Below are 16,433 nucleotides of genomic sequence, written 5' to 3'. Positions count from 1 at the left end.
GCTTTGAGCTGTGCATACACAGGCCCGGGACGGGCCGATGATGGAGATATCACCGCAATGTCAACTATTGGTCGTATTCACTCCTTTGAATCCTGTGGCACCGTCGATGGCCCGGGTATCCGCTTTATCACCTTTTTCCAGGGCTGCCTGATGCGCTGCCTGTACTGTCATAATCGCGACACCTGGGACACGCACGGCGGTAAAGAAGTCACCGTCGACGATCTGATGAAAGAGGTGGTGACCTATCGCCACTTTATGAACGCTTCAGGTGGCGGTGTGACCGCATCCGGCGGTGAAGCCATTCTTCAGGCTGAATTTGTCCGCGACTGGTTCCGCGCCTGCCACAAAGAAGGCATTCATACCTGCCTGGATACCAATGGCTTTGTACGTCGCTACGATCCGGTAATTGATGAACTGCTCGAGGTGACCGATCTGGTGATGCTCGATCTCAAACAGATGAACGATGAGATCCACCAGAACCTGGTGGGCGTCTCCAACCACCGCACGCTGGAGTTTGCCAAATACATTGCCGATAAAGGCATCAAAACCTGGATCCGCTACGTGGTGGTACCAGGCTGGTCAGATGACGACGACTCCGCGCACCGCCTGGGGGAATTCACCCGCGACATGGGCAACGTCGAGAAAATCGAGCTTCTGCCCTATCACGAGCTGGGTAAACATAAATGGGTGGCCATGGGTGAAGAGTACAAGCTCGATGGCGTGAAGCCGCCGAAAAAAGAGACGATGGAACGCGTCAAAGGTATTCTTGAACAGTACGGTCACAAAGTGATGTATTAAAGAAAAGGCCCGGTAAAAACCGGGCCTTTTTATATTCTATTTAAAGACGCCGTTAATAACGGACGTCACAATGGCAGTACTCAGCGCAATTAAGACCAGGTCGTCACCCACTACGCGCCATTCATAGCCGGGATAGGAAGGAAGCTGGTCCAGCATTGAGGCCGGCACGGCCTTCTTCGCAATACCCGGAGGCAGTGGTTTACCGCGCGCCAGGTTTTTTGCGATCCCCGGAGGCAGAGACTTATAGCCCGTTAAGCCGTAATTCACGGCCAGATGGCGGGCATGATCGAAGCTCACGCGAGCATCAACGTCATTACCGACATCTTTGCTGCTTTTGAAGTTCTTATCCGATTTACCAGGGTTATCCTGACCGTTATTTTGCTTATTACCATGGTTACCGGCGTTACCAGAATTCCCGTTACCATGATTGCCGCTGTTACCCTGTCCGCCTCCGTTTCCGTGACCATTGCCATTCCCGTTGCCAGGATTAGCCATGACCGGAGCCGTTGCAAACGTTAAAGACAACACTACGGCCAGTGCGGTAGTGGAAAAACGACGTATAGACATGATTGCTGCCTTATTGTGGTAGGACTCACCTGAATTATCGTCCGGCGCAATAAACAAACAATAAGTAAAACTCTGAGTTGTGATGGGGACAAAAAAGCCTGTCATCGACAGGCTTTTAATTCATCAGGCATGTGCCACCGGCGTTGGATGTTCGCCCGCTTTACGCAGCAGCATTAACAGATAAATAAACGACACGCTGGCGATCATGATAAACAGTAAATTGTCGGAGTAATTCTGCATCAGCATCGCGGTAAACGTCGGCCCTAACAGGCTGCCGATGGTATAGCTCAGTAACAGCGCCTGGTTCATTGCCACCAGTTGGTGATGCTCAACTTTCTCACAGGCCCAGGCCATCGCGACGGGATAGAGCGTAAAGCCAGCAGCCCCGAGAATGAACAGCGCAGGCGCCATCGCGGCGTTGCTGAGCATAGCAAGACAGCCCATGATCACCACGAAGACTTGAACGCGCAGCACCAGCAGACGTCCAAAGCGGTCCGCCAGGCGGCCAATTGGCCACTGCCCCACAATACCCGCACTCACCATCACCGCCATCCAGAAACCAATCCCGGAGTCGCTGACGCCCTGATGGTTCAGATAGAGTGGCATCAGGCCATAGAGCGAGCCGAGGACAATCCCCGAGATAATGCAGCCGTTAACGCCAAGACGCGCCTGACGCAGTCTCAGCATTGGCCAGACGTGGGTTGCTTCCTGGTGTTCGCTGTTCTGGTTCACAATGCGCGTAAAGAGCAGCGGCAGGATCGCGGCCAGCACCATACCGGTCACCCACGGCAGAACGCTCATCAGGTCAGTTGGCAGCTTGCTTACCATCAGTTGTCCCAGCACGGTGCCGACGTAATAAACCATCATGTAGGCAGCCAGCAGGCGACCGCGGTTGCGGGAGGTGCCGCTGCACATCAGCGCACTTTCAACGACCACCCAAATCATCGCGCAGCCAACACCGGCGATAAAGCGCCATGCCATCCAGCTCCAGAAGCCGACCATCAGGCCCAGCCCCGCACACCCGGCAGCGAAAATCAGCGAAGCCAGATAATAGCTACGGTTAAAGCCAAAGCGCTTGATCAGGCTCCCGGTCACCAGCGTCCCCAGCAGGTTCCCGGTAAAAAAGGATGAGCTGACCATACCTACCTGCCAGGTCGGTAAGTTTTCATGGGCGAGCCACAGCGGGACGAGCGTATTTAACACTGCGATCGCCAGGGTCAACAGAAGCAGGCCACAGAGCAACAGCAGCACTGGCCGGGTATAGGTGGTCATGGATTAAAAAGCCGTGAGGAAGTTCAGATTTCGTGCGCATCATGCCACTGGCAAAAACAAAGTCAATCCACTGATTTAGCCGCCTCGCACAATATGTTCCCTGTCGATTTAAAAAACTTATCCTGCTAATGCCACGCCTGCTATAGATATTAATTATGTCTCTGTTTTCATTTATTAATGGGCAAAATTAAAACAACACGACAGTCGAAAAATTTCATGATCGAAAAAAGAAAAAGCCGGGCACTCAGGCCCGGCTTGATATAACCAAATATAACATTAACTGGCGATAGCCATACCTACAGTCATATGCAACCCGTAGAACACGCCGCGACCAATCAGTTCACCCGCCAGTACCAGCACAAAAGCCAGTGACAACAGCGGCAGCGCAGGTTGATAGCCTTTAAGCTGAGGAGCAATCCAGAATACCAGCGCAGCGACCAGCAGGACGATACGCCAGGCCATCAGAGCACCGTAGTCCGGCACCAGAGCAGAGGCCTGCTGGATAGAGCTGTGAATGGTTGCCAGTTCAGAACCCTGCATCAGAGCGACCATCGCACTCACTACCAGCGCCAGAAGCGAAACAGCGGGCAGCAAACGCATAGCCCATCCGTCGACACCCGCCACGCGCAGCAGCAGGTAGCCCAGCAGCGGCCCGCCGATAAACATCGTCAGGAAGAAGCTCATTGGCGTCCAGACGCTGTACCAGGTGGGGACGGTATCAATGGTGTTATAGACACGCACCATCATCCACACGAACACCACGCCCAGCACCATGGTCAGGATCAGCCACAGGCTGCGCAGACCCGCAGGCAACTTCTTCATAGCGGCCAGCAGCCAGCCTAGCCCACCGACGGCAAAGAAAATTGCGCCACTGGCAATCTCGTTACTCAGTGATGAGGCCCCCACGCGGTTCAGGGAGTTAAACGCGCGCATCGGCGAGCCCAGGTGCAGCGTTGAGGCGATAAAGCCAATCCCCATCAGCACCCACAGGCCAAACATGCTCAACACTAAACGCTGCTGCTGTTCAGCATTGAGCTGACCTTTCAACAACGCCAGCGCGAGCACAATGAAGCCGCCCGCCACGCACTGACCAAAGACCGTGAAGATCATCAGCGGCCATTCATGCCATCCACTTCCCATCTCACACCTCCTTCGGGTTTGCCAGGTAGCCGGTGGTGTCACCTGTAGGACGGCTGTTGGCGTTAGGTTTAATCACAATACTTGGCTTCGTGAAGTGCGCAGACGGCAGCGGTGCCACGGCGGCGAGCTGACCGTGTTTCTGACGCAGCTCTTCAATCGGGCCGAAGTCCAGCGCGCGCAGCGGACAGGACTCGACGCAAATCGGCTTTTTGCCATCCGCTACGCGGGTGTGGCAACCATCGCATTTGGTCATGTGGCCTTTAGCGGCATTATACTGCGGTGCGCCGTACGGACAGGCCATATGGCAGTAGCGACAGCCTATGCAGACATCTTCATCCACCACCACAAAGCCGTCTTCGCGCTTGTGCATCGCTCCGCTCGGACAAACCTTCGTGCAGGCAGGATCTTCACAGTGGTTACAGGCAATCGACAGGTAATACGCAAAGACGTTCTGATGCCAGACGCCGTTATCTTCCTGCCAGTCGCCCCCGGCGTATTCGTAGATGCGACGGAAGCTCACGTCCGGCGTCAGGTCTTTGTAGTCTTTACAGGCCAGCTCGCAGGTTTTGCACCCGGTACAACGGCTGGAATCAATAAAAAATCCATACTGAGTTGTCATCGGTTACTCCTTAAACCTTTTCAACCTGGACAAGGTTTGTGTGGGATGGGTTACCCTTCGCCAGCGGCGACGGACGCTGTGTGGTCAGTACGTTAATACTGCCCGCCTGGTCGATGCGGTTGGCATCCGGGCTGTACCAGGCCCCTTCCCCTAACGCCACCACGCCGGGCATCATGCGTGGGGTGACTTTGGCTTCAATATGCACCTCGCCGCGACCGTTGAAGATACGCACGCGATCGCCATTGCTGATGCCGCGCGCTTTCGCGTCCATCGGGTTGATCCACATCTCCTGGCGGCAGGCGGCCTTCAGCACGTCGACGTTACCGTAGGTAGAGTGAACACGCGCTTTATAGTGGAAGCCGGTCAGCTGCAGCGGGAATTTCGCCGTCAGCGGATCGTTATAGTTTTCAAAGCCCGGCGTGTAGATCGGCAGTGGATCGATGACGTCCCCTTCCGGCAGCTCCCAGGTTGACGCAATGTTTGCCAGCGCTTCGGAGTAGATTTCGATTTTGCCCGACGGCGTGGTCAGCGGGTTCGCCTGCGGATCTTCACGGAACGCTTTGTACGCCACGTGGTGCCCTTCCGGATCTCGCTGTTTGTACATCCCCTGCTTGCGGAAGGTATCAAAGTCCGGCAGGTCCGGGATCGCCTTGCGGGAGAGTTCATGCAGATGGCGCATCCACCCTTCCTGAGTACGTCCCTCGGTAAACTGCTGCTCAACGCCAAGACGTTTCGCCAGCTCAGAGGTCATCTCATAAATGGTTTTGCACTCAAAGCGCGGTTTAATCGCCTGGTCGGTAAAGATCACGTAGGACATGTTGCCGCAGGAGGCGTCCAGCGCGAAATCCATCTGCTCAGAGGCGGTGCAGTCCGGCAGCAGGATATCGGCATATTTTGCCGAGGAGGTCATGTGGCAGTCGATCACCACAATCATCTCGCACTTCTTGTCGTCCTGCAGGATTTCATGGGTGCGGTTGATTTCAGAGTGCTGGTTGATGAGACAGTTACCGGCATAGTTCCAGATCATCTTGATCGGCACGTCCAGCTTGTCCTTGCCGCGCACGCCGTCGCGCAGAGCGGTCATTTCCGGGCCGCGTTCAATCGCATCGGTCCACATAAACATGGAGATGCTGGTCTGAACCGGGTTATCCAGCGTCGGCATACGTTCGAACGGCACTTCATATGAACCTTCACGCGCGCCGGTGTTACCGCCGTGAATGCCGACGTTGCCGGTCAGAATGGAGAGCATGGAGATGGCACGGGTCGCGATTTCGCCGTTCGCATGACGCTGCGGACCCCAGCCCTGGCTGATATATGCCGGTTTGGCTGAGCCAATCTCACGCGCCAGCTGAACGATACGCTCTGCCGGGATGCCGGTGATGGTGGAGGCCCACTCCGGCGTTTTCGCCACGCCGTCACTGCCCTGTCCGAGAATATACGCCTTGTAGTGACCGTTTGCCGGCGCGCTGGCGGGCAGCGTTTTCTCGTCATAGCCGACGCAGTATTTATCCAGGAAAGGCTGATCAACAAGGTTTTCGGTGATCATCACCCACGCGAGCGCGGAGACCAGCGCGGCATCGGTACCCGGACGGATTGGGATCCACTCGTCTTCACGTCCGGCACCGGTGTCGGTATAGCGCGGATCGATGATGATCATGCGGGCATTGGATTTGGCGCGTGCCTGTTCGAGGTAGTAGGTCACCCCGCCACCGCTCATGCGGGTTTCACCCGGGTTGTTACCGAACAGCACGACCAGCTTACTGTTTTCGATATCGGACGGGCTGTTGCCGTCAGCCCAGCCGCCGTAGGTGTAGTTCAGTCCTGCCGCGATCTGCGCAGAGGAGTAGTCGCCATAGTGATTGAGATAACCGCCGCAGCAGTTCATCAGGCGCGCCACCAGCGTTTTTCCCGGTGGCCAGGAGCGGGTCAGCGTGCCGCCAAGCGTCCCGGTACCGTAGTTCAGGTAGATAGATTCGTTACCGTACTCTTTAATCAAACGCTGCATGTTGGTGGCGATGATATCGTAGGCTTCGTCCCAGCTAATCCGCTCGAATTTCCCTTCCCCACGCTTACCGACGCGCTTCATCGGATATTTCAGGCGGTCCGGATTATAGACGCGACGACGCATGGAACGACCACGCAGGCAGGCACGGACCTGATGTAACCCTTCGTAGTTATCATCCCCGGTATTGTCGGTTTCGACATATTTAATTTCACCGTCCACCACATGCATACGCAGCGGACAACGGCTACCGCAGTTGACGGTACAGGCACTCCACACCACTTTTTCCGGCGAAGTGGCCGGAGACAGAGCCTCTGCCGCCGACGCCAGTCGGGTAAAAGGGAGCGAGAAGGCACTGCTGGCTACGGCCAGGCCGCCTATGGCCGTGGTTTTCATCAACCCACGGCGAGTGACCTCGGCAGCCATTAATGCTTCAGGCGCGTTGATTTTCATAGAGACTCACTTTGGTTGCTCACAAAGAAAAGAGAGGCGGCGCAAACCGCTATGTAGTTTTATATATAACGAATTTTTTCGTTATCAGCGTTTTATGCTGACTTTCATTCGGAGGAGTATTACTACTTTAGAGGGAGGGGTTATTGCGTCGTATCAAATCAAAGGCATAAAAAAAGCGCCCTGAGGCGCTTTTTTGTTTTAAGGCAAATATTAACCGATGTACTGCTGGCCTTTCATGTATGGACGCAGCACTTCAGGGATCTCGATACGACCGTCTGCCTGCTGATAGTTTTCCAGCACGGCAACCAGGGTACGGCCCACAGCCAGACCAGAACCGTTCAGGGTATGCACCAGACGGGTTTTCTTGTCAGATTTGCTGCGGCAGCGTGCCTGCATGCGGCGCGCCTGGAAATCCCAGACGTTAGAGCAGGAGGAGATTTCACGGTAGGTGTTCTGCGCAGGCACCCACACTTCCAGATCGAAGGTTTTGCAGGCGCCAAAGCCCATATCACCGGTGCACAGCGCCATACGACGGTACGGCAGACCCAGCAGCTCCAGCACTTTCTCCGCGTGGCCGGTCATTTCTTCCAGCGCGTCCATGGACTCTTCAGGACGAACGATCTGCACCATCTCAACCTTGTCGAACTGGTGCATACGGATCAGACCGCGCGTGTCGCGACCGTAAGAACCGGCTTCAGAACGGAAGCACGGAGAGTGCGCCGTCAGTTTGATTGGCAGATCGTCTTCGTCGATGATCTCATCACGCACGAGGTTAGTCAGCGGCACTTCCGCGGTTGGGATCAGCGCGTAGTTGCTGCTGTCTGCTTCTTCGTCCAGCGGACGGGTATGGAACAGATCGCCGGCAAATTTCGGCAACTGGCCCGTACCGTACAGCGTATCGTGGTTGACCAGATACGGCACGTAGGTTTCGCTGTAGCCATGCTGCTCGGTGTGCAGATCCAGCATGAACTGCGCCAGCGCGCGGTGCAGATGGGCAATCTGGCCTTTCATCACCACGAAGCGAGAACCGGTCAGCTTAACCGCTGCCGCAAAATCCAGGCCCGCGTGCATTTCGCCCAGCGTCACGTGATCGCGCACCTCGAAGTCAAACTCACGAGGCGTACCCCAGCGTTTCACTTCAACGTTGTCGTTTTCATCTTTGCCGACAGGCACGCTGCCGTCAGGAATATTCGGGATAGCCAGGGCAATATCACGAATTTCGGCCTGAAGAACATCCAGCTCCGCTTTCGCCTGATCCAGTTCTTCACCCAGCTTGTTCACTTCCAGGCGTAATGGCTCAATATCTTCCCCGCGCGCTTTCGCCTGGCCGATGGATTTCGATCGAGAGTTACGCTCTGCCTGCAGATTTTCAGTTTGTACCTGCAGAACTTTACGACGCTCTTCAAGAGCGCGCAGCTTATCTACATCCAGCTTAAAGCCCCGGCGTGCCAGTTTTTCAGCGACTGCGTCTGGCTCATTACGCAGCAGATTGGGATCGAGCATGCTTATCCTGTGCTTATCGAATTAAAATAGGAAATGTGACCACAGCCTGCGGTCACAAGGATACAATTGCCAACATTACCGCAACGACTGAACTAACGGTAGCGTTTTATAGGGCTATTTTGATCCTGTCCGGCGAGCCAGGTGAGCTTTTCACCAATCTTGCCTTCAAGACCTCTGTTTGTGGGGTGATAATAGCGCGTTTGTGCCATCTCCTGCGGGAAATATTCCTCCCCGGCGGCGTAGGCATTGGGTTCATCATGAGCGTAGCGGTACTCCTGCCCATACCCCATCTCTTTCATCAGTTTGGTCGGCGCATTACGCAGATGAACCGGTACATCGTAGTCCGGGCGTTCGCGTGCGTCAGACATCGCGGCCTTAAACGCGGTATAAACGGCATTGCTTTTCGGCGCACAGGCCAGATAGACAATCGCCTGCGCAATGGCACGCTCGCCCTCCGCAGGTCCAACCCGGGTGAAACAATCCCAGGCCGACAGCGCGACCTGCATGGCACGCGGGTCGGCATTGCCGACATCTTCTGAGGCAATCGCCAGACAGCGGCGCGCGACGTATAACGGATCGCCGCCCGCAGTGATAATACGCGCGTACCAGTACAGCGCCGCATCCGGCGCGCTGCCGCGCACGGACTTATGCAGGGCCGAAATGAGATCGTAAAAACGGTCACCTTTATTATCGAAACGCGCGCTGCGTTCCCCGGCAATTTCGGTGAGCAGTTCCGGTTTTAGCACCCGCTTGCCAGCATCGTCGACCTCGGCCATATCGGCCATCATCTCCAGCGTGTTCAGCGCCCGACGCGCATCGCCGTTAACCAGTTCCGCAATCGCACGACGCGTCTCGTCAGGCAGAACGATATCCTGCCCCCCGTAGCCGCGCGATTTGTCGTCCATCGCCTGAGTAAGAACCTTTTCGATATCCTCGGTCGTCAGCGATTTGAGCAGGTAAACGCGCGCGCGGGAAAGCAGCGCCGAGTTCAGCTCAAACGACGGGTTTTCGGTGGTCGCGCCGATGAAGAAGATCGTGCCGTCTTCAATGTGCGGCAGGAAGGCATCCTGCTGGCTCTTGTTGAAGCGGTGGACTTCGTCCACAAAGAGAATGGTGCGCCGCCCGGCATTGCGGTTCTGCCGCGCACGCTCGATCGCTTCGCGGATCTCTTTGACGCCGGACGTCACCGCCGAGATACGTTCGACGTCTGCGTTGGCATAGCGGGCAATCACTTCAGCGAGGGTCGTTTTACCGGTGCCGGGTGGCCCCCAGAGGATCATGGAGTGCAAATGCCCCGCCTCAATGGCGCGCGGCAAGGGCTTACCGGCAGCCAGCAGGTGCTGCTGGCCGATGTACTGCGCTAAATTTTCTGGCCGCATACGTGCGGCCAGAGGTTGAAACGCGTTATCTGAAAAATCGAGCGACAGATTGCCCACTCACGCCTCTTACTTATTGCGTTGGTCGTCCACCGTTACGCCCTTCGGCGGGGTAAAGGTGAATTTCGATGCATCAACGGCGCCGTTCTGCTGAGACTTGAGCTGATAGCTGCTGCGCTGATCGTCCTGCTCAACCGCGCCGAACTGATTAATGGTACCGTTGGTGCTGACATTGATGGTGAACTGCTTCAGGTTGCCGTTGCTGCCTTTCGGCGTCAGGACAAATTCGTCACCCGTCTGTTTAATATTGTACTGCTGCCAGTCGCTGGCCTGGTTACGGGCAATCAGCATAAACGGCGTATTGCTGGTCGCATCCTTCAGCCAGGTCGCCGTGGCCTGCTCAACGAACGGGTTGAAGAACCATAGGGTTTTACCGTCAGAGACCAGGATGCTCTCATCCGGCTGGGTCATGTGCCAGTTGAACAGATTGGGGCGTTTTACCCACAAATCTCCCTGACCTTCCTGCACCGCGTTGCCGCTGCCGTCCGTCACTTTTTGGGTGAAGCTGGCGTGGAAGCTGCTTACTTTATCCAGTCGGCTTTTAAGGTCGCTGGCTGCATCAGCCCAGACGCTGCTGGCGACAAAACTGGTGAGTAATGCACAGGCGATGGCGATTTTTTTCATTGTTATTCCTTAAAATACGTCTTCCCGATAGGGGTTTCCGTCTTCTATTCTGGACCTGCCCGAAGGCAGGCGACAGAAGAAAATGCTTAATTTTGGCTGATTTACCCTTCTTTGCAATTGCGGAAGGTTAATCAAACGGTGGCGGTGCCAGCACCTCGCGGTTACCGTTATGCCCCTGCTCGCTCACAATGCCCTGCGCTTCCATCTGCTCGATGATGCGCGCAGCGCGGTTATAGCCGATGCGGAACTGACGCTGTACGCCGGAGATAGATGCTTTACGTTTTTCGGTAACGAAGTTAACCGCCTGATCGAATAACGGATCCAGCTCTTCACCGCCGTCAAAGCCACCGCCGCCGCCTTCGCTTTCCGTGTCGCTGGTGATGCCATCGACGTATTGCGGACGACCGCGCGCTTTCCAGTCCTGCACAACCGCGTGCACTTCCTGGTCGCGCACGAACGCGCCGTGAACACGCACAGGAGAGGTAGAGTTCGGACCGGAATAGAGCATGTCACCCATACCCAGCAGCGATTCTGCACCGCCCTGGTCAAGAATAGTACGCGAGTCAATTTTACTGGATACGGTAAAGGCGATACGCGTCGGAATGTTCGCTTTAATCAGACCGGTGATGACGTCCACGGAAGGACGCTGAGTCGCCAGCACAAGGTGAATACCGGCCGCACGCGCTTTCTGCGCCAGGCGGGCAATCAGCTCTTCCACTTTCTTACCGACGGTCATCATCAGGTCAGCGAATTCATCGACCAGCACCACGATATAAGGCAGTTTTTCCAGCACCGGATGCTGGGCATCCATGCTGTCACCCGGCTTCCAGTATGGATCCGGAATCGGACGTCCCATGCGCGCCGCTTCGGCGATTTTCTCGTTATAACCGGCCAGGTTACGTACGCCCAACGCAGACATCAGCTTGTAGCGACGCTCCATCTCATTCACGCTCCAGCGCAGAGCGTTGGCGGCGTCTTTCATGTCGGTGACCACTTCGGTCAGCAGATGAGGAATACCTTCATAGACCGACAGTTCGAGCATTTTCGGGTCAATCATGATGAAACGCACATCTTCCGGCTGCGCTTTATAGAGCATGCTGAGGATCATGGCGTTCACACCGACGGACTTACCGGAACCAGTAGTACCCGCGACCAGCAGGTGAGGCATTTTTGCGAGGTCTGCCACCACCGGATCGCCAGCGATATCTTTACCCAGCACCACGGTCAGCGGGGAGGGGTTATCGCGGAACTTGGTGTTATCCAGCACTTCACGCAGGTAGACGGTCTGACGTTTTTTGTTCGGCAGCTCAAGACCAACGTAAGGTTTACCCGGTATCACTTCCACCACGCGCACCGCTACGGTCGACAGCGAACGCGCCAGGTCGCGGGACAGGTTGGAAATACGCGCGGCTTTTACGCCCGGCGCCAGGTTCAGTTCAAAACGGGTGATCACAGGACCCGGCGAGTAGTTCACCACGTCCGCCTTGATACGGAAGTCAGCCAGACGTGCCTCCACCAGACGCGCCATCTGCTCCAGCGCGAAGGTATCAACCGGTTCAACTTCTGACGGCGGCGGCGTTAACAGATCCAGAGACGGTAGCGGCGTGCTTGGACGCTGCAGCGGACGGCTTTCACCGTTACGCATCAGCAGCGGGTGAATCAGGCTCTCCTGAGGCTGAGGCGCAGGCTGCTGGAACTGCGGCGGCTGTGGTGGCTGCTGCGGTTGTGTATACGGCTGCTGAACGGGCTGTTGCGGCTGCGCGTAGGCCTGTGGTGCCGGTGGCTGGCGCACAGGCTCAGCTTCCGGCATCACGCTCGGGGTAAATAAAGGCTCGCTTGGGCCATCATCCACCAGATCTTTCATCGGCGAGAATTCAAAGTCCGACAGCGAGAACGGATTTGCACCAGCCGGTTGTTCACCGGAATAGCGCTGCTGCTGGGTGGCGGCAAACTGACGCGCCAGTTCCGCTTCCGCGGCGTCATCGTCGTCTTCCAGCGCCGGTTCATCGTGCTGATACTCTTCACCGTAGCGCTGATTCTGCTGCGCAGCGAACTGGCGGGCCAGCTCGTCCTGCTGCATTTCATCAGCATCATCGTCGTATTCAGACTCGCGCGCTTTTTCTTCAGCCATACGCTGGGAAGGCAGCTTGATGCCATAAGAAGCAAGCTCACGGCGGGTTGGCACGCGGACGCGGTTAGGACGAGGCAGCTGCGGACCGATCCCCTCTTTCACCTGAGGACGAGGTGCCCCCCCGGTTGCCAGGCTAAAGACGGGTGCAGCCACGGCCGCCGCCGCGGTAGCCTGCTTCACGCTTTCCGCTACGGGTGCAACAGCAGGCGTCGGGTCGACAGGTGGAACAGAAACAGAAGGCGCTTTCGTAACCTGCTCCTGCACTGGTTCAGGCACAGGCTGATACCAGGCGGCCAGCTGTTCGCGCTCACGCGCGCGGCGCTCTTCGACTTCTTCAAAATAGTACAGCGGTGGACGGGCAGGCTTCACCTCTTCCACGATTTCAGGCTCAGGTTCAGGCTGCGGTGCAACATAAGGCTGCACAGGTTCAACCGGTTCAGGCACGTACTCCTGATACGGTTGAGCCACTGGCTGCTGATATTGCTGCGGTTCATACTCAGGCTGCGGCGGCTGATAAGGCTGCTGCCACTGTTCCTGCTGCACGGGGATGTAGCTTTCAGGTTCAGGCGCAATGACGGGCTCTGGCGTGTGAACACCCGGCGCAGCCTGCCACTCAACCTGAGGCTGCTGAATAACGGATTCCGGTGGCGGGACCGGCGCGGATGGCATCACGGCGTCGACAGGCGCGGCATACGCCTGGGCTGCAGTCGTCGCGGCGGCCGCGGCTGCTACCGGTTCGGTGACCGAGTGGCCGTTTAACAGCGGGTCGTATTCGTCAAAGTCCCCGGGCGTGGCCCGGCTGCCGGAGAAGAGCACATCGTCAGGATCGACGGCGACACCCGCAGCGCGATACGCCACCTGCTCGTCTTCATCCATGCGTTTACCGGAGAAGAGCGCCGCATCGGTTTTACGGCCGAGCGGGTTGGCAAATTTCTCAGCAACACGCTGGCGACGCGCCAGCGCGCCGCGCAAAATTCTGGCACGACGAGACTCACGACGCTGCACAGGCGCGTCATCTTCCTCTTCATCTTCGTATTCGTCTTCATCCACCCACGTATCGTCACGGCGGGTACGATTGCTGGCAAAAGTCAGAATGGTGAGGATAAAGCTGCCAATTTTCTCGGCAATGCTCACCCAGGACCAGCCGGTAAACAGCGTCAGCCCGGCGGCCCAGATGCACAGCAGCGCCAGCGTGCCGCCGCTGCTGTGCAGCATCGGCTGGAGCGCAGAACTTAATAAGCTGCCGATCACCCCGCCAGAGGCGAAGTACCAGATATCATCGGCGTTAATCGCCGCCAGCCCGCAGGAGGTGAGGATCAGCGCCAGCGCGCCAATCAGGCGCAGCGAGACGGCGAAATAGTCGATGTAATCATCGTTCTGACGATGACGCCACGCAAACCAGCATCCGCCAATGATAATGACGGGAAGGGTGTAGGCCATCACACCGAAAATGAAGAACAGCGTGTCCGCAAGCCAGGCACCGGGGACACCGCCCAAATTATGGATAGGCTCATGCCATGCAGTTTGTGACCAGCTGGGATCCGAGGGGTTGAAACTGAGTAAGGCTGCCATCAGCCAGACGGCAAAAAGGGCAATAACAATCAGCAAAGCCTCGAGGAGACGACGTCCGCTGCTTAGCTTCGATAGTGTGACTTCTTTGTCTTCAGTGTATTCCTGGCTCAAGAAAGGCTCTCCAGGTATCAGGCATATCCTGCCTGTTTGCTAAAACGGACAACAGCGCCGGGACTCCCCGGCACTGTTGCTGTATGGATTAACAGGAGTGTAATCAAACTACGCTGATTTTGCACCTGTTCCGTGTTAGCGCGTCTTAATAACCAGACGATTGCTCTGTTTGACCTCTTCCATCACCACGTACGTACGGGTGTCGTTCACGCCCGGCAGACGCAACAGGGTTTCCCCCAGCAGCTTACGGTAGGCGGACATATCAGGCACACGGGTTTTCAACAGGTAGTCGAAATCACCGGACACCAGATGACACTCTTGAATTTCTTCAAGTTTTTGTACAGCGGCGTTAAATTGCTCAAACACATCCGGCGCACCACGATTCAGAGTAATCTCAACAAATACCAGAAGTGAGGCATCCAGATAATGCGGGTTCAGCAGAGCCGTATAGCCCTGAATAAAACCCTGTCTTTCCAGTCGGCGCACACGCTCAAGGCACGGCGTCGGGGAAAGTCCCACACGTTTTGAAAGCTCGACGTTGGAAATACGCCCATCCTTTTGCAATTCATTAAGAATGTTACGATCGATACGGTCGAGATCTTTGCCAGGGCGCTTCTTGCTATCTACCATTATTATTGTCTCTCTGTATTCCTTCCCTACTCCTGCCTGGACCCTGTGCACATCACTGTTCAGAGCCTGTACCCGTTAGTCATCACATCGCCTGATTATGTAATAGACGCGATGCGGATTCGGGTTCTGTTGGTAAGAAAACCGTTGCCCGAAGGCAGTCACCGACATCACGTATGGCGTCTGTCCACGCCATGCGTAGATTTCACTGACCCGGTAAAAATGGCATTTACGTGCATGCCTATGCGGCATACGGTTAACGCGGTTTTTTTTCTTCCTTGAATGTTTTCGCAAAAGCGCAGGGGATTGTCAAAGCAAAACATCGTTTTTTAGTACAACATGCCGGATATTCATTGCGGCAGGGTATTAATCCTCATTTTATTGCCTTACAAACGACCGCTTTTCTGGAGAAAGCGTGATGTTATCGGGCGCGATTCATCGTCCATGGCTATTACACAGATTGATATCAAAATTGCTGCGCTCTTTTTTTACGGCAACAAATTCCCTACAATCCAGCCAAATGTCTGCCAACAACAATGGGGATCTCATGGGCACGGCCAAACACAGTAAGCTGCTAATCCTTGGTTCTGGACCTGCGGGATATACCGCGGCGGTCTATGCTGCACGCGCTAACCTGCACCCGGTATTAATCACCGGCATGGAAAAAGGCGGTCAGCTGACCACCACCACCGAAGTGGAAAACTGGCCAGGCGACCCGAACGACCTGACCGGGCCGCTGCTGATGGAGCGTATGCACGAGCATGCTGCTAAATTCGAAACCGAAATTCTGTTCGATCACATCAATAAGGTCGACCTGCAGAACCGTCCGTTCCGCCTGACGGGTGACAGCGGTGAATACACCTGTGACGCGCTGATCATTGCAACCGGTGCCTCTGCCCGTTACCTCGGCCTGCCATCCGAAGAAGCGTTTAAAGGCCGCGGGGTTTCTGCCTGCGCCACCTGCGACGGTTTCTTCTATCGCAATCAGAAGGTCGCGGTCATCGGCGGCGGCAACACTGCCGTGGAAGAAGCGCTGTACCTGGCGAACATTGCCTCTGAAGTACACCTGATCCACCGCCGCGAAACCTTCCGCGCGGAGAAGATCCTGATCAAACGTCTGATGGACAAAGTAGCAAGCGGCAACATCGTGCTGCACACCAACCGTACGCTGGAAGAGGTGACGGGCGACCAGATGGGCGTTGCCGGTCTGCGTATTCGTGATACCCAGAACACCGATAATGTCGAAACGCTGGAAGTGGCGGGTCTGTTTGTGGCCATTGGTCACAGCCCGAACACCGCAATCTTCGACGGTCAGCTTGAGCTGGAAAACGGCTACATCAAAGTGCAGTCCGGCATTCATGGTAATGCGACTCAAACCAGCATCCCGGGCGTATTCGCGGCTGGCGACGTGATGGACCATATTTATCGTCAGGCGATCACCTCTGCGGGCACCGGGTGTATGGCCGCGCTGGACGCTGAACGCTACCTTGATGGACTGGCTGAACAAGGTAAATAATCTTTACAAGTCAGTAACAAACGTAAATAAAGGCGGCGATAAGTCGCCTTTATTGTCTCCCC

At 56.0% G+C, this 16,433-nt stretch carries 12 protein-coding genes; 2 read left to right on the top strand and 10 right to left on the bottom strand.

The features are described 5' to 3' along the window. The first annotated feature begins 57 nt into the window (after positions 1–57). Positions 58–798: a pyruvate formate lyase 1-activating protein gene (pflA, locus tag ACMGGU_RS05635; RefSeq protein WP_008499976.1), complete on the top strand. Its 741-nt coding sequence runs from the start codon at positions 58–60 to the stop codon at positions 796–798. Positions 799–834: 36 nt separating this feature from the next. Here the strand turns inward: pflA and ACMGGU_RS05630 are convergent, their stop codons facing one another. The 10 genes from ACMGGU_RS05630 to lrp form a co-directional block, all read right to left on the bottom strand. Continuing rightward, positions 835–1,365, bottom strand: a complete 531-nt coding sequence (locus tag ACMGGU_RS05630) for an RcnB family protein (RefSeq protein ID WP_262801912.1) — start codon at positions 1,363–1,365, stop codon at positions 835–837. A gap of 123 nt (positions 1,366–1,488) precedes the next feature. Next, positions 1,489–2,637 carry an MFS transporter gene (locus ACMGGU_RS05625; RefSeq protein WP_008499979.1) on the bottom strand — a complete coding sequence of 383 codons (1,149 nt, stop codon included), beginning with the start codon at positions 2,635–2,637 and terminating at the stop codon, positions 1,489–1,491. Between the two features lie 276 nt (positions 2,638–2,913). Beyond that, positions 2,914–3,777, bottom strand: a complete 864-nt coding sequence (locus ACMGGU_RS05620; protein ID WP_048027192.1) for a dimethyl sulfoxide reductase anchor subunit family protein — start codon at positions 3,775–3,777, stop codon at positions 2,914–2,916. A 1-nt stretch (position 3,778) separates the two neighbouring features. Beyond that, positions 3,779–4,396: a DMSO/selenate family reductase complex B subunit gene (locus tag ACMGGU_RS05615; protein WP_021240882.1), complete on the bottom strand. Its 618-nt coding sequence runs from the start codon at positions 4,394–4,396 to the stop codon at positions 3,779–3,781. A gap of 10 nt (positions 4,397–4,406) precedes the next feature. Next, the gene (gene dmsA, locus ACMGGU_RS05610) at positions 4,407–6,851 is read right to left on the bottom strand and encodes a dimethylsulfoxide reductase subunit A (RefSeq protein WP_248221083.1); all 2,445 of its coding nucleotides are present in this window, start codon (positions 6,849–6,851) and stop codon (positions 4,407–4,409) included. 210 nt (positions 6,852–7,061) lie between these two features. Then, on the bottom strand, positions 7,062–8,354 hold the full coding sequence (serS, locus tag ACMGGU_RS05605) for a serine--tRNA ligase (RefSeq protein WP_262805354.1): 1,293 nt from the start codon (positions 8,352–8,354) through the stop codon (positions 7,062–7,064). A gap of 92 nt (positions 8,355–8,446) precedes the next feature. Further along, a complete protein-coding gene (gene rarA / locus ACMGGU_RS05600) occupies positions 8,447–9,790 on the bottom strand; it encodes a replication-associated recombination protein RarA (protein WP_008499984.1) in 1,344 nt (447 codons plus the stop codon). A 9-nt stretch (positions 9,791–9,799) separates the two neighbouring features. Further along, complete coding sequence (gene lolA / locus ACMGGU_RS05595) at positions 9,800–10,414, bottom strand: outer membrane lipoprotein chaperone LolA (RefSeq protein ID WP_024907806.1); 615 nt, start codon at positions 10,412–10,414, stop codon at positions 9,800–9,802. Positions 10,415–10,541: 127 nt separating this feature from the next. Beyond that, positions 10,542–14,228, bottom strand: coding sequence for a DNA translocase FtsK 4TM domain-containing protein (locus tag ACMGGU_RS05590; protein ID WP_420300321.1), 3,687 nt, complete (start codon positions 14,226–14,228; stop codon positions 10,542–10,544). Positions 14,229–14,363: 135 nt separating this feature from the next. After that, positions 14,364–14,858, bottom strand: coding sequence for a leucine-responsive transcriptional regulator Lrp (gene lrp / locus ACMGGU_RS05585; protein ID WP_000228469.1), 495 nt, complete (start codon positions 14,856–14,858; stop codon positions 14,364–14,366). Positions 14,859–15,402: 544 nt separating this feature from the next. Here lrp and trxB point away from each other — a divergent pair. Further along, positions 15,403–16,371, top strand: coding sequence for a thioredoxin-disulfide reductase (gene trxB / locus ACMGGU_RS05580; RefSeq protein WP_032638969.1), 969 nt, complete (start codon positions 15,403–15,405; stop codon positions 16,369–16,371). The last annotated feature ends 62 nt before the right edge of the window (positions 16,372–16,433 follow it).

It is taken from the genome of Enterobacter sp. BNK-8 (assembly GCF_048685095.1).
Classification (GTDB): domain Bacteria; phylum Pseudomonadota; class Gammaproteobacteria; order Enterobacterales; family Enterobacteriaceae; genus Enterobacter; species Enterobacter quasiroggenkampii.
Note: the sequence above shows the minus strand (reverse complement) of the source record. Positions and strands in the feature narration are given on the sequence as shown.